The 23,835-nt window shown below is 63.5% G+C and carries 21 protein-coding genes; 9 read left to right on the top strand and 12 right to left on the bottom strand.

Going from position 1 to position 23,835, the window contains the following annotated elements; translation table 11 throughout:
• Positions 1 to 14: 14 nt before the first annotated feature.
• The 4 genes from E3374_RS09450 to E3374_RS09435 form a co-directional block, all read right to left on the bottom strand.
• A complete protein-coding gene (locus tag E3374_RS09450; protein WP_136688839.1) occupies positions 15 to 437 on the bottom strand; it encodes a PPC domain-containing DNA-binding protein in 423 nt (140 codons plus the stop codon).
• Between the two features lie 132 nt (positions 438 to 569).
• The gene (locus tag E3374_RS09445; RefSeq protein WP_136688838.1) at positions 570 to 1,355 is read right to left on the bottom strand and encodes an OapC/ArvC family zinc-ribbon domain-containing protein; all 786 of its coding nucleotides are present in this window, start codon (positions 1,353 to 1,355) and stop codon (positions 570 to 572) included.
• On the bottom strand, positions 1,355 to 1,741 hold the full coding sequence (locus tag E3374_RS09440) for a DUF2073 domain-containing protein (protein ID WP_136688837.1): 387 nt from the start codon (positions 1,739 to 1,741) through the stop codon (positions 1,355 to 1,357). The genes E3374_RS09445 and E3374_RS09440 overlap by 1 nt, the downstream gene beginning before the upstream one ends.
• Positions 1,742 to 1,747: 6 nt before the next feature.
• Positions 1,748 to 2,389: an Era-like GTP-binding protein gene (locus tag E3374_RS09435; RefSeq protein WP_136688836.1), complete on the bottom strand. Its 642-nt coding sequence runs from the start codon at positions 2,387 to 2,389 to the stop codon at positions 1,748 to 1,750.
• A gap of 1,090 nt (positions 2,390 to 3,479) precedes the next feature.
• Here E3374_RS09435 and E3374_RS09430 point away from each other — a divergent pair.
• Entirely contained in the window at positions 3,480 to 5,030 is a 1,551-nt protein-coding gene (locus tag E3374_RS09430) for a Cdc6/Cdc18 family protein (RefSeq protein ID WP_248299435.1), read from the top strand.
• Positions 5,031 to 5,144: 114 nt separating this feature from the next.
• On the opposite strand, the gene E3374_RS09425 is transcribed toward E3374_RS09430, so the two are convergent.
• Positions 5,145 to 5,864, bottom strand: a complete 720-nt coding sequence (locus tag E3374_RS09425; RefSeq protein ID WP_136688835.1) for a S26 family signal peptidase — start codon at positions 5,862 to 5,864, stop codon at positions 5,145 to 5,147.
• Positions 5,865 to 6,340: 476 nt separating this feature from the next.
• Here E3374_RS09425 and E3374_RS09420 point away from each other — a divergent pair, with 476 nt between their 5' ends.
• Together E3374_RS09420 and E3374_RS09415 are read left to right on the top strand one after the other, a co-directional pair.
• A complete protein-coding gene (locus E3374_RS09420) occupies positions 6,341 to 7,945 on the top strand; it encodes a DNA-directed DNA polymerase II small subunit (RefSeq protein ID WP_136688834.1) in 1,605 nt (534 codons plus the stop codon).
• A 129-nt stretch (positions 7,946 to 8,074) separates the two neighbouring features.
• Positions 8,075 to 9,370: an O-acetylhomoserine aminocarboxypropyltransferase/cysteine synthase family protein gene (locus tag E3374_RS09415; protein WP_136688833.1), complete on the top strand. Its 1,296-nt coding sequence runs from the start codon at positions 8,075 to 8,077 to the stop codon at positions 9,368 to 9,370.
• 124 nt (positions 9,371 to 9,494) lie between these two features.
• On the opposite strand, the gene E3374_RS09410 is transcribed toward E3374_RS09415, so the two are convergent.
• Positions 9,495 to 10,514 (bottom strand): alpha/beta hydrolase, encoded by a 1,020-nt coding sequence (locus E3374_RS09410; protein WP_136688832.1) that lies wholly within the window; start codon positions 10,512 to 10,514, stop codon positions 9,495 to 9,497.
• Between the two features lie 114 nt (positions 10,515 to 10,628).
• On the opposite strand from E3374_RS09410, the gene E3374_RS09405 reads away from it, so the two are divergent.
• Entirely contained in the window at positions 10,629 to 11,225 is a 597-nt protein-coding gene (locus E3374_RS09405; protein ID WP_136688831.1) for a sugar O-acetyltransferase, read from the top strand.
• A gap of 166 nt (positions 11,226 to 11,391) precedes the next feature.
• Here the strand turns inward: E3374_RS09405 and serB are convergent, their stop codons facing one another.
• Positions 11,392 to 12,024, bottom strand: coding sequence for a phosphoserine phosphatase SerB (gene serB / locus E3374_RS09400; protein WP_136688946.1), 633 nt, complete (start codon positions 12,022 to 12,024; stop codon positions 11,392 to 11,394).
• A gap of 77 nt (positions 12,025 to 12,101) precedes the next feature.
• On the bottom strand, positions 12,102 to 13,343 hold the full coding sequence (locus tag E3374_RS09395; RefSeq protein ID WP_136688830.1) for an MFS transporter: 1,242 nt from the start codon (positions 13,341 to 13,343) through the stop codon (positions 12,102 to 12,104).
• A gap of 142 nt (positions 13,344 to 13,485) precedes the next feature.
• On the opposite strand from E3374_RS09395, the gene E3374_RS09390 reads away from it, so the two are divergent.
• A complete protein-coding gene (locus tag E3374_RS09390; protein WP_136688829.1) occupies positions 13,486 to 14,223 on the top strand; it encodes a beta-ketoacyl-ACP reductase in 738 nt (245 codons plus the stop codon).
• A gap of 56 nt (positions 14,224 to 14,279) precedes the next feature.
• Positions 14,280 to 14,768, top strand: a complete 489-nt coding sequence (gene tsaA, locus E3374_RS09385) for a tRNA (N6-threonylcarbamoyladenosine(37)-N6)-methyltransferase TrmO (RefSeq protein WP_136688828.1) — start codon at positions 14,280 to 14,282, stop codon at positions 14,766 to 14,768.
• 40 nt (positions 14,769 to 14,808) lie between these two features.
• On the opposite strand, the gene E3374_RS09380 is transcribed toward tsaA, so the two are convergent.
• From E3374_RS09380 to E3374_RS09370, 3 genes are all read right to left on the bottom strand, one after another.
• A complete protein-coding gene (locus E3374_RS09380; protein ID WP_136688827.1) occupies positions 14,809 to 15,858 on the bottom strand; it encodes an ABC transporter ATP-binding protein in 1,050 nt (349 codons plus the stop codon).
• On the bottom strand, positions 15,855 to 16,643 hold the full coding sequence (locus E3374_RS09375) for an ABC transporter permease (protein ID WP_211194945.1): 789 nt from the start codon (positions 16,641 to 16,643) through the stop codon (positions 15,855 to 15,857). The genes E3374_RS09380 and E3374_RS09375 overlap by 4 nt, the downstream gene beginning before the upstream one ends.
• A gap of 104 nt (positions 16,644 to 16,747) precedes the next feature.
• Positions 16,748 to 17,701 carry an extracellular solute-binding protein gene (locus E3374_RS09370; RefSeq protein ID WP_136688826.1) on the bottom strand — a complete coding sequence of 318 codons (954 nt, stop codon included), beginning with the start codon at positions 17,699 to 17,701 and terminating at the stop codon, positions 16,748 to 16,750.
• Positions 17,702 to 17,807: 106 nt separating this feature from the next.
• On the opposite strand from E3374_RS09370, the gene E3374_RS09365 reads away from it, so the two are divergent.
• Positions 17,808 to 18,488, top strand: a complete 681-nt coding sequence (locus tag E3374_RS09365; RefSeq protein WP_169051820.1) for a TOBE domain-containing protein — start codon at positions 17,808 to 17,810, stop codon at positions 18,486 to 18,488.
• 89 nt (positions 18,489 to 18,577) lie between these two features.
• Here E3374_RS09365 and E3374_RS09360 read toward each other — a convergent pair whose 3' ends face one another.
• On the bottom strand, positions 18,578 to 19,126 hold the full coding sequence (locus E3374_RS09360) for a DUF7529 family protein (protein ID WP_248299434.1): 549 nt from the start codon (positions 19,124 to 19,126) through the stop codon (positions 18,578 to 18,580).
• Positions 19,127 to 19,210: 84 nt separating this feature from the next.
• Between E3374_RS09360 and E3374_RS17860 the strand changes: the two genes are divergently transcribed.
• Positions 19,211 to 21,955, top strand: a complete 2,745-nt coding sequence (locus E3374_RS17860) for a dipeptide ABC transporter ATP-binding protein (protein ID WP_136688824.1) — start codon at positions 19,211 to 19,213, stop codon at positions 21,953 to 21,955.
• 119 nt (positions 21,956 to 22,074) lie between these two features.
• A complete protein-coding gene (locus E3374_RS09350) occupies positions 22,075 to 23,802 on the top strand; it encodes an ABC transporter substrate-binding protein (RefSeq protein ID WP_169051816.1) in 1,728 nt (575 codons plus the stop codon).
• The last annotated feature ends 33 nt before the right edge of the window (positions 23,803 to 23,835 follow it).

The following is a 23,835-nucleotide window of genomic DNA, read 5'->3' as shown; positions in this document are numbered from 1 at the left end:
ATGTCCCCAGGCATCTACAACTCCCAGAGGTCCAGATCGGTCTCGTCGTCGTGATGACGTTCGAGGGACGTCTCGAAGGCCCTGACGTACAGTTCACCGGCAAATGTCGTGGCAGCGTCGAGATGACCCGCGAGGGAAGTGCCATCCCGTCTCGAGAGGACCGCGTGCGTGTGCGCGAACGGCTCGTCATCGAGCAGTGAGACGTTACCGACACAGGACGCGACCTCCAGGGGTTCGTCGAACTCGGCTGCGTCGTACTCCTCGCGGTCCTGATCGTAGTACCAGATGGTTGCGTCCTGAACGGCACCGAGGCCGACGAAGAAGGCCGCCTCGATCCCCTCTTTGGCGGCGAAGTCCTCTATCTGGGCGCGCCAGTCTTCGCCGTGGGCCAGACGGGCGACGAACTCGCGGTCGCCTGAGACTTCCCGATAGTGCATGTACGGGGTCACGGCAGGGACTCCGATAAGGATTGCTGTGCGAACGAACAGACCGGGACGATACGTCCGCGGATTTATCCGGCCAGGAAATATGTCCGCGGATTTATCCGGCCGGGAAATATGTCCGCGGATTTACCAGGATTCGGGAACCTGAATCTGATAGCGCCCATCCTCCTGGAGGGCGATGATGTACTCCTCGCGCTCGTAAAGTTCCATCAGGTTGAGTTCGTACTGGCCGGGTTCGACGATGCGGATGGACTCGAACTGATCGTTGAGTTCCTCCCGGAGTTCCTCGAGACCCGGGCGATCGATTTCGTCGTTATCCGACGGTTCGGTTTCAGAGCCCTCGACCCGGGAATCGGACGGTGACGGAGAGCCATCGGCAGGAGGAGCACCGGCGGCCATCTCGGCGGTTCCCGATTCGGGGAGTTCCTCGGGAGCGACGACGGCCGATCGCGCGGAGGTCTGGGCCACGTCCTCCGCCCTGGAAGCCGAAGCCCGCCGTTGTCGATCGGCGGACGTGGACTCGGCTCCCGCAGTCGGGGTCGTCCCGTCCGGCTGATCGTCTGTCGGTCCCGGGCCTTCCTCGGGCCAGGGCTCGAGTGGATCGGCGGCCTCGGGGGACGTGCCCGGGCCGTCGGGATCACTCCCGACGATGTCCTTGACAGTTTTCGCCGCATTACCGACCGTTTTCGCGACTGAATCGCCCGGAGACGGGCGTTCCGACCGGTCGACGCTCGGCGCAGGTTCCGAATCGGGGGTCGGTTCAGGTTCGGCTCCGGAAGACTGGCTCGAGTCGCCTGCCGAACTTTCCGGGAGAAACTGGAAGGTGTTACCGCCACAGTCGGGACAGCCCGACAGCATCTCCGTCGAGCCGTCCGCGAACGTCGTCCCGCAGTCAGTACACTGGTGGGGCATTATTTCCGGGAGACGAGAGCACTAATGAGGGTTTCGTCCTTGTGTAACGTCTCGATCTGGTTGGCCGGCCCGATCACCGTCAACTTCTTCGTCGATTCCTTGCCCATGAGGCGATCGAGGAAGCTCTGGTCGGCAGTCTCAGAGCGCGGGTAGGTCTCGATCTCGATCCCGTTGAACTCGTCCGGGCTGATCTCGGTCATCGTCACCTCGATCAGTCGGGACTCCTCGTCAGGGGTTAGCCCTTCCTCCAAGACGACGATGTTACCGTCCCGGACGCCATCAAGGATCATCCGGATCTTCTCCATGCTGGCCAGCCCGTCCATCCGCTCAGCACTGATGAGGTCGATCTGGACGCCATCGCGTGGTTTACTCGTTGCTTCAGCCATCCTCGATCACCCGAAGTACTCCGCGATCTTGTCGTAGACCTCGTCCATGTTGTCACCCTCAAGCGCCGACAGCGGGACGGTCTCGTGTTGAGGATAGGCGTTACGGATGCGCTTGACGCTAGATTCTTCGAGGTCGATCTTGTTGGCGAAGATCAACACCGGCAGGTCCTGGCTCTCGATGATGCCGATCAGCATCGTGTTGACCTGTGTGAAGGGGTCTTCCGTCGAGTCCAGAACGTAGATGACGCCGTCAACGTCCTCCCGTAGCCAGTGCATCGCCTCGGCGACGCCCTCGGTGGCCTCCCGCGACCGGCGGACGGCGTCGTCTTTCTCCATGTCGTGATCGAGGAACTCCGTGTAATCGACCTTGGTCGTCACCCCGGGCGTGTCGACGATGTCGATCTGGACGGACTTGCCGTCGCGTTCGATCTCGACGTTCTCCTTGCGACGGGCACGCCGTGTCTCGTGTGGAATCGAACTCTCGGGGCCGACTGCGTCGCCGGTCCAGTCCCGGGCGATCCGGTTGGCTAGCGTCGTCTTCCCTGCATTCGGTGGTCCGTAAATTCCAATCCGTTTGGGATCCTGTTCGGAAAACAGGGTCGATGCCGCGCGTGATATGCTGTCTCTGAGTTCTGTGAGCAGTCCCATCCTATCCTCCCGCGCCCGAGCGAATCGGGGCATCTGACCGATGTAGCACGTCGAATCCACTTAACTGTACGTCAGACATATATAAATATACCGATATATTAGGGATTGGAAGTCGATCGGAGAACTAGCCCGATCCGCCATGACTCTCCTTGACCGCGTTCGAACGCCCCTTGTCTCTCTTCCAGAGGACGCGCTCCACCCCCCACCCCTTCGTTTCAGGTGGAACACCACCGAACAACGAGATCACGATCACGATCTCGACGTTCAGGGCGAATGAATTCCGACACACCGTCCACTCTTCGGTTTACTCTATTCACTCTTCGATTTCCCGCGTTGATGGGTCCAAAGGTGTGATGGAATTTCATAACGAATACGAGAGTGGATCCGGAAGAAAGTAGATAGAGGGGATATCGGGGTTAAGACGGACTAGCAGTGTCGTCTGACGTCCGTCTTCGCTAGTGGATTCGTCCCTGAGCGGATCCGTCTAGAAATCCCTAGATTATATCTTCTCTCTCTCTCTACATTGAGATTACTGCAGTACGGTTTTGGTTTTATCGTATATATCATAAAAGTACCGATTCTAGAAGGAGACTTGCGACTGAAGTATTCCCCACCACTCTTTTGCGGAGTTGCAGTTGAAACGAAGGGGTGTGGGGGTATCCTGTCGGAACTCCCGTTCGCCCCGTGTTTCTCATCGACAGGATCAACGAGACTGTGACGCGGTCACGCCTGCGACCCTTCGAGCTGGGAAACGTGTCGAACTGGCAGATTTCACCAAACCTGGTCGGTTGCAACTGAACTGCTGGTTTCAACTGGTAACCCTCGGATTATCGGGTCTGAAACTTCAATATCATCTACATTTCCGTTCAGACCGCTTCGAGATCGACGTTCAGCCAAAACGTGGGGATGATACGGACGGGTGACCAGCTGAACCGAAATTTTTAATACTCTTTCACCCACCCGTTGTTGTGGTTCAACTGGACGCAGCCGTTTGTCCGAAATCTCTCGATATCGCTGCTATCGACTGTCTCAGGCCGGAATATCGGATTTGCGGGCGCATCTCCACCCGAAAAAGGGGGCACGTACGAACATGCAAGATACGGACGAAACTGACCTCGATGCTGACGCGGAAGAGACCGACGAGTGGGAACTCGACCCATCGGAGCGACCGTCGTCGTTCACAGACCGGGAACGCGACGGGCAACTGCTTGACGACATCGTCTTCGAGGACGAAGATTCGGAAGCGGACGAGGCCTCGCGGGGGTTGTTCGATGACCTCCTGAGCGGGGAACCTATCTTCGAGAACAAGGAGGTCCTTCGTCCCTCATATACACCTCGGAAACTCCCCCATCGCGAGGAGCAGATCAACAACATGGCGACGATCCTCGTCGCTGCCCTCCGCGGGGATACGCCGTCGAACATCCTCATCTACGGCAAGACAGGGACCGGCAAGACCGCAAGCGCGAAGTTCGTCAGCGAGGAACTCGAACGTACCTCCCAGAAGTACGAGGTCCCCTGTGAGGTCCAGTATATCAACTGTGAAGTGACCGACACGCAGTATCGTGTCCTCGCCCAGCTCGCGAACAAGTTCATCGAGCAAAACGAGGCACACATCGACGATCGAATCGACGAACTGGGGAAACTCACCGATCGCGCCGAATCCGATCCGGATGTGCTTGGGGATACGGACTTCTCTTCGATCGAGGGCGTCGAATCTCGGATCGAATCCTTAGAGAGCGATCGCGAGGACTTCGAGGAGGTGCCGATGACCGGCTGGCCGACTGACCGCGTCTACAACACCTTCTTCGACGCCGTGGATTACACCGAGCGCGTCGTCGTCATCATGCTCGACGAGATCGACAAACTCGTCGAGAAGAGCGGTGACGATACGCTCTACAATCTCTCCCGGATGAACTCCGAACTCGAGAACTCACGGGTATCGATCATGGGGATATCTAACGACCTGAAGTTTACCGACTTCCTCGATCCCCGAGTGAAATCCAGTCTGGGCGAGGAGGAAATCGTCTTCCCTCCGTACGACGCCAACCAGCTCCGGGACATCCTGCAGGCGCGCTCGGACGTGGCGTTCAAGGACGGTGCCCTATCCGAGGACGTTATCCCCCTGTGTGCGGCCTTCGCTGCACAGGAGCACGGCGACGCTCGGCGTGCACTCGATCTCCTCAGGACGGCAGGGGAACTGGCCGAACGCGATCAGACAGATCTCGTCGCCGAGGATCACGTCCGTCAGGCCCAGGAGAAGATCGAACTCGATCGGGTCGTCGAGGTCGTTCGCACGTTGCCCACCCAGTCGAAACTCGTCCTGTTCGCGATCATCCTCCTGGAACAAAACGGTGTGCACAACATCAACACCGGCGAAGTTTACAATATCTACAAGCGCCTCTGTGAGGAGATCGACGCCGATGTTCTCACTCAACGCCGCGTGACAGATCTCATCTCCGAGTTGGACATGCTCGGAATCGTCAACGCCGTCGTCGTCTCGAAGGGCCGCTACGGTCGCACGAAGGAAATCAGTCTCTCGGTCCCCCTAGAGGAGACCGAGGCGGTCCTCCATTCGGATTCGAGACTCGGCGACATCGAGGACGTCCAGCCGTTCATCCAGGCGCGCTTCGATCAGCAGTGAATGTTCCGAAACGATCCCGTGAACTGATGGTGGCTCCTTGTTCGAACTGATGGTGGTTCCTAGTTCGAAGAATCCCTGGCCGTCCGTCCTCAGAAATCAGTAGTGACCCCGTTTTTAGGGACCGACAGCGGCGGCCGTCGAGTTCGTCCGTGCTTGCGATCTAGCCCCTGTCTGGCCGGTCAGCAATCGGATCTCTCCCAGTATCGGAACGCGAACTTCGGCGGTACCTATGACCCACTCCGGTCTGACGGGACTGGTGATACGCATCGCTTGATCGTAGTCTTGACTAACAGACGTGCTGTCGCCTTTCGTGATGAAGCCAGAGTGAGGAGCCGGACAGTTCGCCAGCTCTTCGCAGGAGTCAGCGTTACTGACGTATTCCGGGTCCGCCTCGTCGTACCAATTCTCACCCTCCTCGACCCAGAACATCGCTCGGTGAATGATCGGTGTCTGTTCGGTGCTTCCGTACGGCTGATAGACGATCACGTCGCCGTACCCCTCGAACATCCGGTAGCCCGTTTCCCGTCCTTCACGAGCGGTCACAACACCGGAGTCCCCCTGTGCCCCGCCACCAGGGAATCGGTGTTCCTCCATGACGAACACGAGATCGCCTTCCTGAATGTGTGGCTCCATACTTCCACTCTCGATGGCGACCAGCGGGGGCCAGACGCCACTGGCGGCGAACAGGAACCCGCCGATGGCTGCAACGATGAGGATGCTACTTGCGATATCGAAGACGTAGAGAACGAGTCCGGACCGTGAGGAATCGTCTGTCGATTCACTCCTGTTCGGTGGTGGGCCTCGGTCCGTTCGACGATCGTTACGGCCCCCCATTCGGTCGAGATCGGATCGCTCCGAAGAGTGCTTTCGACTCGAACCTATGGAGGTTCGTGGCGACTCTCCATCGACGGGCCGTCGGTCCTGTTCCGGTGGCCCCTCGGACGACGGCGGATCGTTCCGGGACGGAGGGCTTCGATCGGTCCGGTCTGACGGAGGAGCATCGTCCTGCGGTGAATCAGTAGCTTCGGGGTGGACTCCCTCGTCGGGGCCGTTCACCTCGGACCGCTCGGAGGGACGGTCGTCGTCGACTGACTCGTGGGACGGATCGTCCCGGTCGGACGATTGTTGTTCGTCGCGGGGATCGCTCATCCGGCCGTCCGTTCGACCCCGAGGACTACAACCCTTCGCTTCCGACGCCCGTGATAGGGTGACCGACGCGAGTCCGGTCAGGCTACACGACTCCCGTGCGGAAGCTCTAACGAGCATGGCGACCGCCATGCTTTTGCTGGCACGGTCGCTGTGAACGTAGTGTGCCTCGCGAGACGCCCGCCCAGATCGTCAACGAACTCGCGAGTAGGGGGTACAACGCGGACCGAGAAGCCGTCACGATCCTCGCGGGGGCAACCGACACCGAGACGGCGATCGAACGCGCACTCGAAGCGGTCCCCGAAGGTGCACTCAAACTCTCCGTCGATCACGCTCGTTCCGCCGTCGAAACCGAGGCACGGAAGTCGGAACCACCGGCTCCCAGTGCCCCCGGCGAACCGACGGAACCGACGTCCGGATCGACGGGCGATTCGACCCCCTCTATTTCAATTGGAAGTGACGATCCGGCACCACTCGAAGGGGGGAGGAGTTCTCCAGGTGAAACGAAGGGGGTTTCGAGCGACCTCAATGGCACCAGGGATCCCGTGGAACCGACGATCACCGGGGACGTAACCGGTCGGTCGACCGGCACCGGCGAGTACTCGGATTTCCTTTCGGTGTTCCGTGATCGTTACGAGCGACTCTCCCGGAAACTTCGGGGACGGGTCAACCACCGGCCGACCAACGCCGTCGAGTCGATGCCGGGAGGCAGTGAGGCGGCGATCGTCGGGATGGTCGCCGACATCCGCTCGACGGCCAGCGGTCACTGGTTGGTCGAACTCGAGGACACCAACGGGACGTTCCCGGCCCTGGTGATGAAGGACCGGGACATCGCCGATCTCGTCGAGGAACTCCTCTTCGACGAGGTGATCGCGATCGAGGGAACGCTGGCTGACGACGGTGGAATCCTCTTTGCCGACGCGATCCATTTCCCGGACGTTCCTCGGACGTTCGAGCCCTCAACGGCTGATCGGGAAGTCAGCGCCGCATTGATCAGCGATGTCCACGTCGGCAGCCAGGAATTCGACGCCGATGCCTGGCGGGCGTTCGCCGAGTGGCTCCACACGCCGGAAGCTGAGCGCGTGGAATATCTCCTGCTGGCCGGCGACATGGTCGAGGGTGTCGGCGTCTATCCCGATCAGGACGAGGAACTGGACGTCGTCGACATCTACGAGCAGTACGAGACCTTCACGGAGCATCTCAAGGACGTGCCCGGGGACATGGAGATCGTGATGATCCCGGGCAACCACGACGCTGTCCGGTTGGCCGAACCGCAACCGGGCTTCGACGAGGAACTCCGCTCGATCATGTCCGCCCACGACGCGACGATCACGGGTAACCCCTCAACCGTTACCGTCGAGGGTGTCGACATTCTCATGTACCACGGCGTCAGCCTCGACGAGGTGATCGCCGAACTGCCCGAGGAGAAGGCCAGCTACGACGATCCCCACAGAGCGATGGGACAACTCCTGAAGAAACGCCACGTCGCTCCACAGTTTGGCGGTCACACGCGGATCGCCCCAGAGGAACGAGATTACCTCATCATGGAGGACGTCCCCGACGTCTTCCACACCGGTCACGTCCACAAACTGGGTTACGGGACCTACCACAACGTGTTGACGATTAACTCAGCCTGCTGGCAGCGCCAGACGAGTTTCCAGGAGAGCGTCAATATCGATCCGGACGTGGGCTATGCGCCGATCGTCCACCTCGACAAACTCGATGGGAGCGACGCCAGCGATTTTCTGACGATCCGCAGTTTCGGCTAGACCTGACCGCGCTCCCGCCTCGAAATCCTCTTTGGATACCGGCGAATCTAGACGGCTGTCGTCGACGGCGGTGAATCCGGGTGGACGTACCGCACTTATACAGTGTCGGATACCGTAGACCCGATCGCTATGAGCGACGACGACCGCGGATTCCACACTGACGCATTGCACGTCGGCCAGGAAGAACCCGACCCGGCCACCGGCGCACGCGCGCCGCCGATCTATCAGACGACCAGCTACGTCTTCGAGGACAGCGAGGACGCTGCCGCGCAGTTCGCCTTAGAGAAGGAGGGCCACATCTACTCGCGGCTGATGAATCCGACCAACTCGATCCTCCAGCAACGCCTGGCGAAACTCGAAGGTGGCGTCGGCGCCGTCGCCACGTCTTCTGGGATGGCGGCGCTCAATCTCGCGACCTTCCTGCTGGCGGATGTCGGCGACAACGTCGTCACCGCCTCGGCACTGTATGGCGGGACCTACACCTACTACACGCACACGGCACCGCGCCAGGGCGTCGAAGCCCGCTTCGTCGACACCCTCGACTACGACGCCTACGAGGAGGCCATCGACGAGGACACCGCCTACGTCCACTTCGAGACGATCGGTAACCCTGCCCTGGTGACGCCGGACATCGAACGTATTGCCGATATCGCCCACGATCACGGCGTCCCGCTGCTGGTCGACAACACCTTCGCGACGCCGTACCTGTCCAATCCGATCGAGCACGGCGCGGATCTGGTCTGGAACTCCACGACGAAGTGGATCCACGGGTCGGGCACCACCATCGGCGGCATCCTCGTCGACGGCGGGAGCTTTCCCTGGGACGAGTACGCCGAGGATTACCCCGAGATCGCGGAGGACAACCCAGCCTATCACGGCGTCAACTTCCGGGAGCGCTTCGGCGAGGCCGCGTTCACCTACGCTGCGATCGCTCGCGGGCTACGGGATCTGGGCAACCAGCAAGCGCCTTTCGATGCCTGGCAGACCATCCAGGGTCTGGAGACGCTCCCGATGCGGATGGAGCGCCATTCGGAGAACGCCATGGCCGTCGCGGAGTTCCTCGAAGACCACGAGGAGGTCTCCTGGGTCAACTACCCCGGCCTGGAATCCCACGAGACCCACGAGCAAGCCAGCGAGTACCTCGATGGCGGGTACGGCGGGATGATCACGTTCGGCCTCGAAGAGGGCTACGAAGCGGCCCGTAACACCGTCGAATCGACGGAACTCGCCAGTTTGCTGGCGAACGTCGGCGATGCCAAGACGCTGATCATCCACCCGGCTTCGACGACCCACCAGCAACTCTCTGACGAGGAGAAGGCCGCTGCGGGCGTCACCGACGACATGGTCCGTCTCTCTGTGGGGCTGGAGGACCCGGCGGACATCATTCACGATCTCGAACAGGCGATCACTTGGTCGACGCGTTGAAGAGGAACAGGTAATCACTCGCTCGACGCGTTGAAGAGGAACAGGTAATCACTCGCTCGACGCGTTGAAGAGGAACAGGCGATCACTTGCTCGACGCGTTGAAGAGGGGGGGGATTTCTCTTCTTCAGCGGATCGTCCGGGTCAGGAACTGCTCGATCGTTTTGGGGCCCGCCGGCGGTACGGCATCCAGTAGCACGTCCGTGGTCGAACCCTTGTCGCCGTGGGCAGTCGCGGTGATAGACTGGGCCGGCCGGGGATCGGCTGTGAGTCCGTCCATGGCCGAACGTTCGGACTCCGCTCCGAAGACGTGACCCTCGTCGTGAATTTCATACAACGTGGCGTCGACCCCGTGTTCGGCGAGTGCGTCGGCGAAAATCCTGCTCTGCCGGATCGGAACCACGTCGTCTGCGCGCCCGTGCATCAGGAGCGCGGGCGGATTGTCCGGTGTGACGTGCGCTCGCGGACTCGCGACTCTCGCTCGCTCCGGGTTGTCGTCGATCGGACCCCCGAGCAGGATCGATTCGACGCTCTCGGCCTGGTGTGGGAGTTCCAGGAAATCGGTGACGGGATACCAGGCGACGAGTGCCTGGAGGGCACTCGATCGCTCCGGAGCGACTCGTTTCTCGACCGCGTGTTCCGGATACGCCTCACCTGCGAGGTCCTCGACGTCGTCGAGTGTAGCGGCCAGTGCCGCCAGGTGACCGCCGGCCGAAGCCCCCCAGACGGCGACTTTCTCGGCGTCGAAGCCGAAGGTTTCGGCGTTGTCCCGGAGCCACCTGATCGCCGCCTTCACGTCGATGATCTGGGCCGGGAAAGCACCTTTCGGCGTCGGGTTGTCCGGCCCCGGCTGAAATTCGGGATCGGCGTCCTCTGGGATCGGGGCGAGACGATAGCTGACACTGGCGAACGCGACCCCCCACTCGGCTGCGTACCGTTCGAGATCCGGTGTGTTCTTTCGCGTCTCCATCACCCAGCCGCCGCCGTGAACGTAGACGACCAGGGGCGGCCGCCGGTCGGTTTCGGGCACGTACAGGTCGAGTTTCATCGCACCCGCATCGCGCTGGGCGTAGATGACGCCCTCGCTGACGACGGTGTTCACTCCATCCGTAGCGTGATTGGATTGTCCGGTCGATGATCCGGTCATTGTGCCTCTGCGTGTACCTCCCGTGTCGCTCCGCCGAGAGCGTTCCGGACAATCACTCTATGTGTGAAGAAAAAAGATAACAATTATTTTCACCGATGAGGTGGTACGTGTCGTATGCCGAGTGAACGGCACAAGAAGCAAAACGGTGAGATGTACGATCCGGGCGAGGAGACGCTCGTCGAAGAGAAGCGTCGGGCACGGAATCTCACCCACGAGTACAATCAGACAGCCGATGGAGAGATCGAACGACGCGAAGAGTTACTGTCGGAGTTGTTCGGGACCGTCGACGAGAGCGCACACGTCAACCCGCCGTTCGAGTGCGATTACGGCTACAATATCCATGTCGGTGAGAACTTCTATGCGAACTACGATTGTGTGATTCTCGACGCGTGTCCGGTCGAGGTCGGGTCGAACGTCATGCTTGCGCCGGGTGTCCACATCTACACGTCGACGCACCCGCTCCCCGCCCAGGGCCGACGCATCGACGACGACTACGAGGAGTACGCAAAACCCGTCACGATCGGAGACGACGTCTGGATCGGCGGGCAGGCGACGATCAATCCCGGCGTGACGATCGGCGACCGCGCCGTCGTCGCTTCCGGCGCTGTCCTCACCGAGGATGTCCCGGCGGATGCACTCGTCCAGGGCAATCCGGCCGAAGTTGTCCGAAAAATCGACCAGGACGCCGACTACGGACCCGATAGTGCCTGAGCACGTCTGTACCCCACACGATGGCGAATCACATCAGTAGTTGTGTTACCATATCTCGCCGACCCAGTGATGACCGATCCGACTCATACGGATTATTGTCGTGATGTACCGGTATCCGTCGACCCCCGGGTCGGCGTCAGCCGGAAATAATCTACAATAATCCGTATCAGAGGACGCCTTCCGCTACGAGGACGTCACGTAATTCGTCCATCGACTCGACTACAACGTCACAGGCCGGTTCGACGGCCGGTTTCGGGTCGAATCCGACAGCCAGGCCGGCGACTTCCAGCATCGGCAGGTCGTTGGCGCCGTCGCCGACGGCGACCGTCGAATCCATCGGGACACCGACGTCCCCGGCGAGATCGGCAAGTGCGTCGTCCTTGGTACCCTCGATCAGTGGCCCTTCGACGTCTCCCGTGAGTTGTCCCTTCTTGACGGGCAACCGGTTCGCGACGATCCGATCGACTGTGATGCCGGCGTCATCGAGCGCCGCGCCGACGCCGCGCTCGAACCCGCCTGTCAGAATCGCCGTCTGTACGCCCGCATCGTTCAACGTCGCGATCACGTCGGCCGCGCCGGGCCGGAGGTGGACCTGCGAGAAGGCGTCCTCGGCCTCCTCGTCATCTAGCCCCTCCAGTAGCGCGCATCGCTCCCGGAGGCTCTGTGCGTACTCGATCTCACCGTTCATCGCCCGCTCGGTGATGGCGTCCATCTTCTCGACCACACCACACTTCTCGGCAAGGAACGTCGTCATCTCGTCCCTGGAGAGCGTCCCATCGAAGTCGAAAGCGACTATCATGGCTTCGGGTTTGCGAGCCATCCTTTCAAAAGGCGCGGTTCGACGGTGTCGCTGTCCCGGCTGTCACTCCTTGCTCGTCACCACTCCCGCAGTGCCCCACGGCCGTGCTGGACCAGGAGGATTCCGAGGAACAGACCGACGCCCGAGAGTGCGGCGGCCCCGCCGAGGAAGAACACCCATTCGATCCCGAACGCACCCATCAGCCAGCCGCCGGCCAGCGGCGCGAGGACGCTGCCGGGCTTCCAGACAAGCGACCGGATGCCGAAACTGCTGGCGATCCCCTCGCCCTTGCCCTCGTCGGCGAACAGCGCCATGCTCGCGGGTTCCCGGAAGCCGTCGGCGATCCCGAGCAATCCGTTCAGGCCGATCGCCGCCAGGACGGCGCCGGTGATCGCCCCCACGACCGGGGCCTGGATCGAGAACACCCCTTCAGCACCCGAAATGAAGGGGAACGAAAGGGCGATCAGTCCGTAGGCACCCCCGCCGAGGACGATGAACGGCGTTCGGCCGAACCGGTCGGAGAGCTGTCCGGTGAACGGCTGAGTGAGCATGTTCGTGAACTTCTCGGCGGAGAGGACTGCGCCGACGACGACCGACCCGTAGGCGAGTCCGCCCTGTGTTGCCCCAACACCGACGAAGATCGGCACCCACTTTCGAACGAGCGTGACTGCGACGGCGTACTGGGCCCGGAACGTAACCATCGTCAGGATGCGTCGGTTGACCGCCAGATCCGTGAACGCAAAGCCCTCGATCGACTCCTCGTCTTTCTGGACGAATAGCCAGACGCCGACGGTAGCCACAGCCAGTAGCGCCGCGACCACCACGAACACGCCCGAAAAACCGACCCAGGCGTACAGCGCCCCGGCGCTCAGCGGTGCGACGATTCCTGCAGCCATCCGGTAGGCGTTGAATTTCCCGATATACGTGGCTCGACCGTCTGCAGGCGCCAGATCGCCGATGACCGCAAGCCCCAGGAGGCCGACTCCGGTCATCCCTAGCCCCTGGAGTAGACGGGCGCCAAGAAACCCTTCAATCGTCGAAATGAGCGCAAACGCGACGTAGGCCAGGACGCTCGTCACGAGTCCGACCAGCAGGATCGTTCGCTTGCTGTAGCGATCCCCTGCCCACGCGATCGGGACGATCCCGACCGTCCGGGCCAGTTCCAGAACCGTCACGAACACACCGATAGTAATCCCTGTCGCGCCCAGCGCCTCGATATAGTCCGGCAGTAGCGTCATCACTGCCATGAAGCCGAAACTGCCGGCAAAGCGCATCGTGTACAGCGAGGAGAACTGCAACCGGTCCCGACTGAGGTCCATCCCTTCGTCGGTCGCCGCCACCAGCAAAAACGTCTTACGAACCAGTTCTTCCGAATATAGAACGATCGGTCGTCATCGATCCGGCCCGGCCAATATTGCGTCACGCCCAAAAGGTTTCTCGCCCGCTCGCGTCGATCGATCCATGGAACCGAAAACGTGTGTGGTGACGGGGGCGTCGCGGGGAATCGGTCGCGGGATCGCCGAACGCTTCGGCGAGGCTGGCTGTTCAGTTGCCGTCAACTACCACAGCTCGGCCGAGGCGGCCCGGGCGGTCGTTTCGGCGGTCGAGGACGCGGGCGGGGCGGCCATCCCCGTCCAGGCCGACGTGACCGACCCCGAGCAGGTCGAACTGATGTACGAAGACGTCAAGGAAGCCTTCGGCTCGATCGACGTGCTGGTCAACAACGCCGGGATCAACCAGGATGTCTTTTTCGAGAACATGACTCACGAACAGTGGGGGGCCGTCCTCGATGTCCACCTCGACGGTGCGTTCAACTGCACGCAGACCTTTTATGACGACATCGTTGGGGCCGAGTCCGGCCGGTTGATCAATATCTCAAGCATCGTCGCCAAGGGCGGCAACCTCGGGCAAGCGAATTACGCGACCGCGAAGGCTGGTATCTTCGGCTTTACTCGCACGCTGGCCCACGAACTCGCCCGCGAGGGTTCGACGGCCAACTGCGTCGCGCCGGGGTTCATCGAGACCAGCATGGTGACCGATCTGCCGGAGGAGATCATCGAGCAGGTTCGGGAGGACACGCCGCTGGGCCGGATCGGTGACGTCGAGGAGGTCGCCGATGTCGTCGCCTTCCTCGCGAGCGAACGCTCGTCGTTCATCACGGGCGAGGTCATCGACGTCAACGGCGGCATGGATCTGTAAGTCGCCCCGAAACGCGGACCGTTCCATTGATCGGATGGGGAAACGATCGATCGCCCATGACGAACGATCATGTCACCTACGAGCCGATCGGGACGATCCACTCGCCGTTCGAGTCGGCGGTGGACATGCCGATCCAGCCGGCCGGGACCGACGCGCGCGGAACGGTCGAACTCCGGGACGCGTACGCCGAGGGTCTGGCCGACCTCGACGAGTTCTCCCACTGTATCCTGCTGTATCACTTCCACGAATCACCCGATGACGCAGCTCTTTCCGTCGAACCGTTCCTCGATGATCGGCCGCGTGGCCTCTTTGCCACGCGTGCCCCCACTCGACCCAACAACGTCGGCCTCTCGGTCGTCGCGATCCAGGCAGTCGCGGACGCGACGATCGACGTCACCGGCGTCGACGTGGTCGACGGGACGCCCTTACTGGACGTGAAACCACTCGTGGGGGCCTTCGACGTGCCCGAGAGTGTCTCGGACGGCTGGATCGCGGACAGCGACGACGCAGTCGCGGACCGGCGTGCGGACGACCGGTTCCGGTGAGGTGACGATCACCGGGCGCTCGAAATGATCTGGCCGTCGCTCACCGACCGTCGGCCCGACCGCGCGGGAAGACGTGTATCGCGGTCGGGTCGATCGCGACTGTCGTTCGTTCGCCTGCGGTAACCGCCTCGGCGGTCCGATCGTCGGTTCGGGCCGTGAGTCGCCCGAGTCCGTCGGCCGCGAGGAGGACCGTCGCGCCGTTCCGTCCCGGAACGACGCGCTCGACGTCGACGGCGAGGGTGTTCTCCCAGTCTGGCCCTCCCACGAACTCGATCGCCGCTGGTCGCAGGCCAATGGTCGCCTGCTCGATGCCAGCGTCGACCGCTTCTTCGACGAGTACCGTGCTTTCCCCGATCTCGACCGTTGTCACCTCACCGTCGTGCCGCTCGCGGACGGTCCCTTCGAGGAGGTTCTCGACCCCCAGAAAGCGCGCGACCGTCGGTGTCGCCGGGTCGTCGAAGACGTTCCCGACGGTCCCCGTCTGGCAGATCGTCCCGTCGAGGAGAACGGCGACGCGGTCGCCGACGACTGCCGCTTCCTCTTGGTCGTGAGTGACGTAGACGACCGGAACATCGAGATCGGACAAGACGTCCCGGAGGTCGAGGCGCAGCCGTCGTCGGATCGGGGCGTCCAGACTCGACAGCGGCTCGTCGAGCACCAGCGCGTCGGGATCGGTCACCAGCGTCCGCGCCAGGGCGACCCGTCGGCGCTCCCCGCCCGAGAGGGTCGTCGTGTCACGATCCAGCAGGTCGGCGATCCCCAGGGTCCGGACTGTTCCCTCGACGTCTGTCCCTTCGGGCGCGCCGAACCGGAGGTTCTCGGCGACGCTGAGATGCGGAAAGAGCGCGGCATCCTGGAAGACCATCCCGACGTTTCGCTTCTCCGGGGGCAGTCCGTCGATTCGTTCGCCGTCCAGGGTGACGGTGCCCGATTCGGGAGTTTCGAAGCCGGCGATCAGTTCGAGTAACGTGGACTTCCCCGCGCCCGAGGGACCCAGGACCGTCGTGATGCCGTCCTCGACTGTCAACGAAAGCGGGCCCAGCGAGAAGTCCCCGCGGGTCGTCTCGATGCCGGCCAGCGCCAGGCTCATGGCGAGAACTCCAGGGGCCCAGCCAGCAGTCGAAGGACCAACACGACCGCCAGCCCGGCACCCAGCAGTGCGACCACGAGCGGGACCGTCGCGTCAGTCCCGTGGGCGACGAACGCAACCCAGATACGCGTCGGCATTGTCTCTGGGGGATGGCCCAGTAGCATCGTCGCGCCGAACTCCCCGAGCGCCCTGGCGAACGTCAAGACGATCCCGGCGACGATACTTCCCCGCGTCAGCGGTAGCGAGACCTCCCGGAACGTCGCCAGTGGCCCCTTCCCGAGATTCCGGGCGGCCCGCTCCAGGTCGGCGTCGATCGACGCGAACCCCGAGCGGGCGGTGACCACGAGAAAGGGCGCGGCGACGAACGTCTGGGCGAGGACGACCCCGGCGTAGCCCTGCGTCAGCGGCACGCCCAACGCCGCCGCGGCCTTCCCGATCGGCGTCAGCCGGCCGAAGGCACTCACCAACACGACCCCGCCGACGACCGGCGGTGTCACCAGTGGCAACACCACCAGCGCTTCCAGGAGTCGCTTCCCCCGGAAGCTGTACCGTGCGAGGACGTATGCCAGCGGCACGCCGAAGACCGTCGCCAGCAGCGTCGCCACCGGCGCGGTCACCAGTGAGGCGACGATCGCCGACCGGACGGCCGGATCGGCGAAGGCACCGGGCGTCGGGAGGCCATGTTCCAGGAGGAACGCGACGAACGGACCGAGCAGGTACGCCACCAGGACGGCCCCCAGCAGTGCAATGACGGTCCGCTGGCCGGTCGCGCCCGGCGTCGACAGGGTTCGATCCCCGCGCTCGGTGATGGATACCGGGACGCGATCGGCGACGCTTGCGACCGGGCCGTCCCGTCTGACGCGGTTCAGGAGCCATGGACCGGGGCCGGTCACGGCATCACCCCTTCCGGCACGTCGCCATGGCCGTTCGGAACCCCGTCGGGCACGACTAGCCCCGATTCCCGAAGCAGGGCCGGCCGCTCGGCGAGGAACCGGACGAATCGCCGTCCTGCCTCGGGGTGGTCGGCGTTCTCCGGAACGGTCGCGTTGTACCGGATCGGCCGTCCGGACAACGTTGGGCCGTCCGCAGTCGTGTAGGTTGCGGTGGCGTAGTGGTCTGCCAGCCGGGGGTCGGCGAAGTTCAGTTTCGGCGGTAGTTCGACGGCGGGTACGTCCCAGTCGTGGGCCATGTTCCGGTAGGCGACGGCGGCGGCCCGCTCGCCGCTCTCGACGGCCGCGAGCAGTTGTGGTTCCTCCGGCTCGATCACGGTATTGGCCCGGAGGGCCCCAGCCAGGCCCGGTTTGTCGTAGTAGCGCTCCGCGAGATCGAACAGCTGGATCGCCCGGTAGCCAAGCGGATCCAGGTCGGGATCGGTCCGAGCGACTCGGCCGTCCGCCGACTGGAGGACCGCATGCCAAGGTTCGCCGTCCGCGAGTCGCTCCCCAGCTTCGGTTTCGGGATTGTACGCGATCACGAGCGCGTTCGTCGCGAAGACCACGTCCCAGGTTGTCGTCGCCGGCCGGAGGCGATCACGCAACAGAGTTGCGTCAGCACTGACCACTACGTCCGGGCGGCGCTGGCCATCGACGACCAGCCGCATGACTGCACGGGACCCGTAGTAAGTTCCCTGGAACTCGAGGTCGGTCGCCCCGGCGAAAGCCGACCCGATCCGCTCCTCGAAGGCTGCCGCCAGACTCCCCGCCGAGAGGACCGACACCGTGCTCGCGCCGCTGGCGAGACAGCCCCCCAGCGACCCCCCTAGGGCCGCCGCCCCTGCGAGGAATCCCCGGCGCGAAACCCGCCCCGGATTCCCGGTACCCGGGTGATTGTCGCGTTGTGTCATCCGAGATATAACGACGATATGTCTTCTCGGACATAACGATTGTGCCGAACGCAACAGTTACCCCGTGGTGGAAACCTCTATGCCGGATCCGGGGCTAGTCGGCGGCATGGACGCGGGCTTTTCCGCCCACCTGCGGATTGACGGGGTGACCTTCGACGGCGAGGACGCCGCGCTGTTGCGGGCGATCGAGGATCATCGGTCGCTCAACGCCGCCGCGGACGCCCTCGGACGGTCGTACTCGCGGGCCCACCAGCGGGTGACCGATCTCGAATCGGCCGTCGGGCCGCTAGTCGAGCGTCGCCGTGGCGGGGCCGAGGGCGGCGGCAGCGAACTCACGGACGACGCCCGGGACTTGCTGGCACGGTTCGCCCGCCTGCAGGCCACACTCGAGGGAACGGCCCGGACCGAGGAGGTCGTGCTGTCGGGGACCGTCCGCGAGCGCGACGGCGAACTCGCCACGATCGAGACCGGTGCGGGAACGGTCCGCGCCCTGCTGTTCGAGGACGCGACGGAGGTCGAGGTGCTGTTCCGGGCCGACGCGATCACGCTCCACCGCCCCGACACGGCCCCGCCCGCTGCGGACACCAGCGCGCGCAACCGCTTCCGTGGCACCGTGACCGACATCGAGCGCGGCGAAGCGATCGCCCACGTCTCGGTCTCGGTGAGCGATGAACTGACCCTGCAGGTCGTCGTCACGCTCGCCAGCGTCGAATACCTGAAACTGGCGGCCGGTCGTCCCGTCGTCGCGACGTTCAAAGCGGCCGCGACGCGGGCAGTCCCGCGGTGAGTGGACGCCAGTGCCGGTGCGGACGTCGGGCGAACGGAGCGGGACTGTCCGTCACGGTACCGGGTCGTCGGGTGACGTCGCCCGCCGGTTCACTCCTCGGCGGGCAGGAACGGCGCGGGGTCGTCGTGACAGAATTCGACGTAGTCGTCGTCCAGTCGGCGACAGAACAGCCGGATCTTCCCGGCAGTCCGGACAGTTTCGAGGGCGTCGCTGGCCCGGGTACGATCGTAATACGCTGGCACCAGCACGGCGATACCCTCCTCTCGGGCTCGTTCGACGATCAGGAGATAGACTGTCGGTCCCTCGACCGCACGGAAAACCTCGACCTCGTCGAACCCGTGATCGGCGGCCATTGCTTCCAGGCGCTCGTACTCCGGGCCGGACAACAGGACGTCAAGTCCTGTCCGGTCCTCGCTGTCGACGAACACCGAGTCCCCCGGGTGGAGTTCCAGCGTTTCCCAGCCGTCCTCTCGGTAGGACTCGGCAGTCCCCGCCTGTTCGTCGAGTACCGTCTGCCAGCCGTCCCCAGCCTGTACGTTCCGCGGAACGCCGTCCACGGTCGGATCGCCGGTCGCCGTATCGAGCGACTCCTCGTCCGCGCCGCCGGGCGGGTCGTCGTCCGTCGAACCGTTGGGCATGTGCCTACACGGACGGTCACGGGGAAAAACGTTGCTCGTCCGCTCCCGCAAGGTATTTTTCCGCCGGTGCGCCAACTCATCCCAGTGACCGATCTCCTATCGATCTCGAACCTGCGGACGCAGTTCGAGACGGAACGTGGTACCGTCAAGGCCGTCGACGGCATCGACCTGACGATCGATGAGGGTGAGACAGTCGGCCTGGTCGGGGAGTCGGGCTCCGGGAAGAGCGTCACCGCCCTTTCGACGATGGACCTCGTCGACGATCCCGGCGAGATCGCTTCGGGCCGGATCACCTTCCGGGACACCGAACTGGCCACGGAGCTCGCCTCGACGTTCGCGGACGCGGTCGTCCCGTACCCTCTCGAAACGATCGGGGAGCTCCGTGACTGTGTCGCCGATCTCCGGTCCGACGGCCGGACGCCCGCTATCGCGGACCGTCTGCGCGACGCGACGTCCGTCCTCGGGAGCGATCCTGCGGATCTGGAAGCGGCGGTCCGGACGGCGACGAACGATCTCTCGGCGGGAAAGGATACTGGTCTCGTCGCCGCCGATCTCGAAGCGGCGCTGGACGCCGCGGCCGACGGGTTCGTCTACGTCGACGACGCGGCTCGCGAGCGCATCCGAACGGGAGTCGATCCCGCCGACGTCACGATCGAGACAGGTATCGTCGACCTGACGGCGGCCCCGGAGTCCGCGATGCGGGAGGTCCGCGGCGGCGAGATGGGGATGATCTTCCAGGATCCGATGACGTCGTTGAACCCCGCAGTGACTGTCGGCGAGCAGGTCGCCGAATCGCTGCGCCTTCACCAGTACGGCGAGCGTACGGCGGACACCTGGCTCAACGGGATCCGGGAAATCCTCCCGACGATCGGCGGTCGCGAATACGACGAGGAGGTGGCCGCCGAGGTGATCGAACGGCTCGACGAGGTCGGTATCCCGGAAGCCGCAGCGCGGGCCAAGGAGTATCCCCACGAGTTCTCCGGTGGAATGCGCCAGCGCGTCCTGATCGCGATCGCGCTCGCCTGCCAGCCGGACCTGCTGATCGCCGACGAACCGACGACCGCCCTCGACGTGACCATCCAGGCCCAGATTCTCGATCTCATCGACGACCTCCAAGACGACCTCGGGATGTCCGTGTTGATGATCACTCACGACCTGGGGGTCATCGCGGAAGTCTGTGACCGCGTCGCCGTCATGTACGCCGGTGAGATCGTCGAGGAAGGGCCGGTCGAGGAGATCTTCGCCGACCCGAGCCATCCCTACACCTACACGCTTCTGGAGTCCATTCCCACTGAGGACACCGATCGGCTGACACCAATCGAGGGTAACGTCCCGGACCTCATCGACATGCCCGAGGGCTGTCACTTCGCGCCGCGGTGTCCGTGGGCCAAAGAGGAATGTCTATCCGGGGAGATCCCGTTCGCCCAGCACGGGTCCGCGGACGTCGATCATCGTTCGAAGTGTATTCTCGACGACTTCGATCGCAGCGAATACGGTGTCTCGGGGGTCGCTTCAGCGGCTCACCACGAGATCGGGGACGTTCTTCTCGAGACCGAGGGTATGCAAAAGTACTACCAGCAGGATTCCGGCTACCTCGATCGGGTGTGGGGCGGCGGTCGGCCCAGCGTCAGAGCTGTCGACGGGATCGACCTCACCATCCGGGAGGGTGAGACCCTCGGGTTGGTCGGGGAGTCCGGCTGTGGGAAGTCCACGGCCGGCCGGGCGCTGTTGTACCTCGATCCGCCGACCGACGGGCGGGTCGTCTTCGCCGGTGACGACCTGGGCGATCTCTCGAAGGCCGAGCTACGCGAGCGCCGCAAGGACATGCAGATGGTCTTCCAGGATCCGATGTCGAGTCTCGATCCCCGAATGACTGTCGGACAGACGATCATGGAACCGTTAAAGATCCACGATCTCGCCGAGGGACGGCGCCGTGAGCGTGTCATGGAACTCATGGAGGCTGTCGGTCTCGAACGCGCTCAGTACGACCGCTATCCCCACGAGATGTCCGGCGGGCAGCGCCAGCGGGTCGGTATCGCCCGAGCGCTGGCGGTCGATCCCGACTTTATCGTCGCCGACGAACCCGTCTCGGCGCTCGACGTCTCCGTGCAGGCCCAGATCATCAACCTCATGGAAGACCTCCAGGAAGAGTTCGGCCTGACGTACCTCTTCATCGCCCACGACCTCTCGGTCGTCCGTCACATCTCCGATCGCGTCGCCGTCATGTATCTCGGCCAGATCGCCGAAGTCGCCGAGACCGAGGCCCTGTTCGAGAATCCGAAACACCCCTACACGCGTGCCCTGTTGTCGGCGATACCCGAGCCGGATCCGCTGGCGGACACGGAGGCCCGAACGATTCTCAAAGGCGACGTCCCGTCGCCGATCGATCCGCCGTCGGGCTGTCGGTTCCGTACGCGGTGCCCCGCGATCATTCCACCGGACGATCTGGACATCGATCAGGAGCGGTATCGCGAACTCATGTTCTACCGCCAGCGCGTGGAGGACCGGGACATCGACCTCGAAGCGATCCGGGAGGAGGCCGCAGTCGTCGGGGCCGGCGGTGCGGGATCCGGATCCGAGGCCGTCCCGGATGGCGGTGATGATCTCTCTGCGGTCCTGTTCGACCAGTTCTTCGGCGGTCCGCTCCCGACTGACGTCCGCGAGACAGTCGAACGTTCGTTCGACCGTCTCGTCGACGGCGACTGGGACGCCGCCGCCCGGATCCTGACTGAGTCCTTCGAGAGCGTTTGTGAATACGACGAGCCGACTCTGTCCGTGGAGAATGACCACCCTGTGGCTTGCCATCTACACACTTCTTCGGGAGAATAACTGACTGTCTGTCAAATATCAGTTTTTGTTGTGATCGAACATCCAGGAAACTACGATATTTGTGGAATAGATGCAGTGTCTGCGTCATGCTTAAGGGGTTTGGTTGATAGTGGTGTTGTATGGTACACGAAGACGATCAACAGTCCCGACGGGAATTCATGCGGGCTGCCGGCACTGCGACGGTCGCAGTGACGGGCGTCGGCACGACTGCCGGCTGCCTCAGCGGCGACGCCGACACGACCGAGGACGAGACTGCCGATGCGGGTGACGGTACCGGGTCCGATGAGGGGACCGAGACCGGCGGCGACACCGAGACGGAACCCACCGGGGCGACACTCAGATACGGACGGGGGGCACACTCGGAGACGCTGGATCCCCAGAACACCACCAGCGGCGAGGTGGCGAAGGTAACCAACCAGGCCTACGAAGGATTGATCGCCTTCCAGCCCGGCGAGGCTGCACTCACCGAAGCCCTGGCGACAGACTGGTCGATGGAGGGGGACTCGGTTACGTTGACCCTGCGCGAGGGCGTGACCTTCCACGACGGGACCGAGTTCACCGCGGCCGACTTCGTCGCGACCTATCGGCGCTTCGTCGACGAGGACTACGAGTACTACTTCGAGGACGCCTCCGCGTACGGCCCCTTCACGCTGGGCAACTGGATCGACAGCGTCGAGGCCGCCGGCGACTACGAACTCGAAATCACGCTCACCCAGTCGTATGCCCCGTTCCTCCGGAACCTGGCGATGTTCCCCTCGGTGGTCATCTCACAGGAGGCCATCGAGGGTGACGTCGACCTCGACCAGGAGATGGTCGGGACGGGCCCCTTCGAGCTGGCCAACCTCGACGACGCGAACGGCCGCATCCAGCTGACGGCGTTCGACGACTACTGGGGAGAGAGTCCCGACCCCAGCGAGGTGCTGTTCCTGACTCGCGGCCAGAACAACACCCGCGCCCAGGCCTTGGTCGAAGGCGAGATGGAGATAATCGACGGGCTCGACCCCAGCAGCATCGACATCGTCGAGGGCTCGGACTCCGCCGAGGTCCGCACGATCGAGGGGATCAATATCGGGTACATGGCCTTCAACATGTCCCGGATCGAGGCGTTTCGGGACCGCCGCGTCCGGCAGGCGATCAGCTACGCCATCGACACCCAGGCCATCGTCGAGAACATCTACGAAGGCATCGCCACGCAGGCCGACCAGCCCATCCCGCCGGCCCTGTTCGGCCACAACGACGACCTCAGCCCCTACGAGACCGACCGCGAACAGGCCCAGTCACTGCTGGAGGAGGCGGGTTACGGCGACGGCTTCTCGTTCTCGCTGACGACCTTCCAGAACCCCCGGGGGTACAACCCGGCCCCGATCCGGACCGCCGAGACCATCCGGACGAACCTCGCCGAGATCGGCATCGAGGTGACCATCGACGACCGACCGTTCTCGGATTACCTCACCTACACTAGCGAGGGCAACCACGAGGCGACCCTGTCGGGCTGGTACACCGACAACGCCGACCCCGACAACTTCTGTTACGTCCTGTTGCACCCCCAGTGTGAGGTCCCCGACGGCCAGGACTGGGTCTCCTGGGACACCGAGGGCTTCAACACGTCGAACTACGCGGCGTGGGCCAACAGCGAGTACATGGGCCTCGTCGAGGACGCCCAGACCACCGCCGACCAGGGCGAGCGCGCCGACCTGTACAGTCAGGCCGCGGCCATCGCCCACGAGGAAGCCCCCTGGGTCTACATCGACTACGCCCAGGAAGTCCGGGGCGTCGCCTCGACCGTCTCGGGGTATACCGTCGCCGCGATCGGCGGCCCGTACCTCACAAACGTCTCCGTCGAGTGAGCTAACCCATCAACACTGTTTCACGTAGCGATC

It is taken from the genome of Halorhabdus amylolytica, assembly GCF_004944975.1.
GTDB classification, from domain to species: Archaea; Halobacteriota; Halobacteria; order Halobacteriales; family Haloarculaceae; genus Halorhabdus; species Halorhabdus amylolytica.
This window is presented reverse-complemented; position numbering and strand designations above follow the sequence as displayed.

What these genes read in the sequence shown, in the direction of transcription:
- E3374_RS09450 (WP_136688839.1), bottom strand. Translation starts at nt 437, where the DNA reads ATGCACTATCGGGAAGTCTCAGGCGACCGCGAGTTCGTCGCCCGTCTG.
- E3374_RS09445 (WP_136688838.1), bottom strand. Translation starts at nt 1,355, where the DNA reads ATGCCCCACCAGTGTACTGACTGCGGGACGACGTTCGCGGACGGCTCG.
- E3374_RS09440 (WP_136688837.1), bottom strand. Translation starts at nt 1,741, where the DNA reads ATGGCTGAAGCAACGAGTAAACCACGCGATGGCGTCCAGATCGACCTC.
- E3374_RS09435 (WP_136688836.1), bottom strand. Translation starts at nt 2,389, where the DNA reads ATGGGACTGCTCACAGAACTCAGAGACAGCATATCACGCGCGGCATCG.
- E3374_RS09430 (WP_248299435.1), top strand. Translation starts at nt 3,480, where the DNA reads ATGCAAGATACGGACGAAACTGACCTCGATGCTGACGCGGAAGAGACC.
- E3374_RS09425 (WP_136688835.1), bottom strand. Translation starts at nt 5,864, where the DNA reads ATGGGGGGCCGTAACGATCGTCGAACGGACCGAGGCCCACCACCGAAC.
- E3374_RS09415 (WP_136688833.1), top strand. Translation starts at nt 8,075, where the DNA reads ATGAGCGACGACGACCGCGGATTCCACACTGACGCATTGCACGTCGGC.
- E3374_RS09410 (WP_136688832.1), bottom strand. Translation starts at nt 10,514, where the DNA reads ATGACCGGATCATCGACCGGACAATCCAATCACGCTACGGATGGAGTG.
- E3374_RS09405 (WP_136688831.1), top strand. Translation starts at nt 10,629, where the DNA reads ATGCCGAGTGAACGGCACAAGAAGCAAAACGGTGAGATGTACGATCCG.
- serB (WP_136688946.1), bottom strand. Translation starts at nt 12,024, where the DNA reads ATGATAGTCGCTTTCGACTTCGATGGGACGCTCTCCAGGGACGAGATG.
- E3374_RS09395 (WP_136688830.1), bottom strand. Translation starts at nt 13,343, where the DNA reads ATGGACCTCAGTCGGGACCGGTTGCAGTTCTCCTCGCTGTACACGATG.
- E3374_RS09390 (WP_136688829.1), top strand. Translation starts at nt 13,486, where the DNA reads ATGGAACCGAAAACGTGTGTGGTGACGGGGGCGTCGCGGGGAATCGGT.
- tsaA (WP_136688828.1), top strand. Translation starts at nt 14,280, where the DNA reads ATGACGAACGATCATGTCACCTACGAGCCGATCGGGACGATCCACTCG.
- E3374_RS09380 (WP_136688827.1), bottom strand. Translation starts at nt 15,858, where the DNA reads ATGAGCCTGGCGCTGGCCGGCATCGAGACGACCCGCGGGGACTTCTCG.
- E3374_RS09370 (WP_136688826.1), bottom strand. Translation starts at nt 17,701, where the DNA reads ATGACACAACGCGACAATCACCCGGGTACCGGGAATCCGGGGCGGGTT.
- E3374_RS09365 (WP_169051820.1), top strand. Translation starts at nt 17,808, where the DNA reads ATGGACGCGGGCTTTTCCGCCCACCTGCGGATTGACGGGGTGACCTTC.
- E3374_RS09360 (WP_248299434.1), bottom strand. Translation starts at nt 19,126, where the DNA reads ATGCCCAACGGTTCGACGGACGACGACCCGCCCGGCGGCGCGGACGAG.
- E3374_RS09350 (WP_169051816.1), top strand. Translation starts at nt 22,075, where the DNA reads ATGGTACACGAAGACGATCAACAGTCCCGACGGGAATTCATGCGGGCT.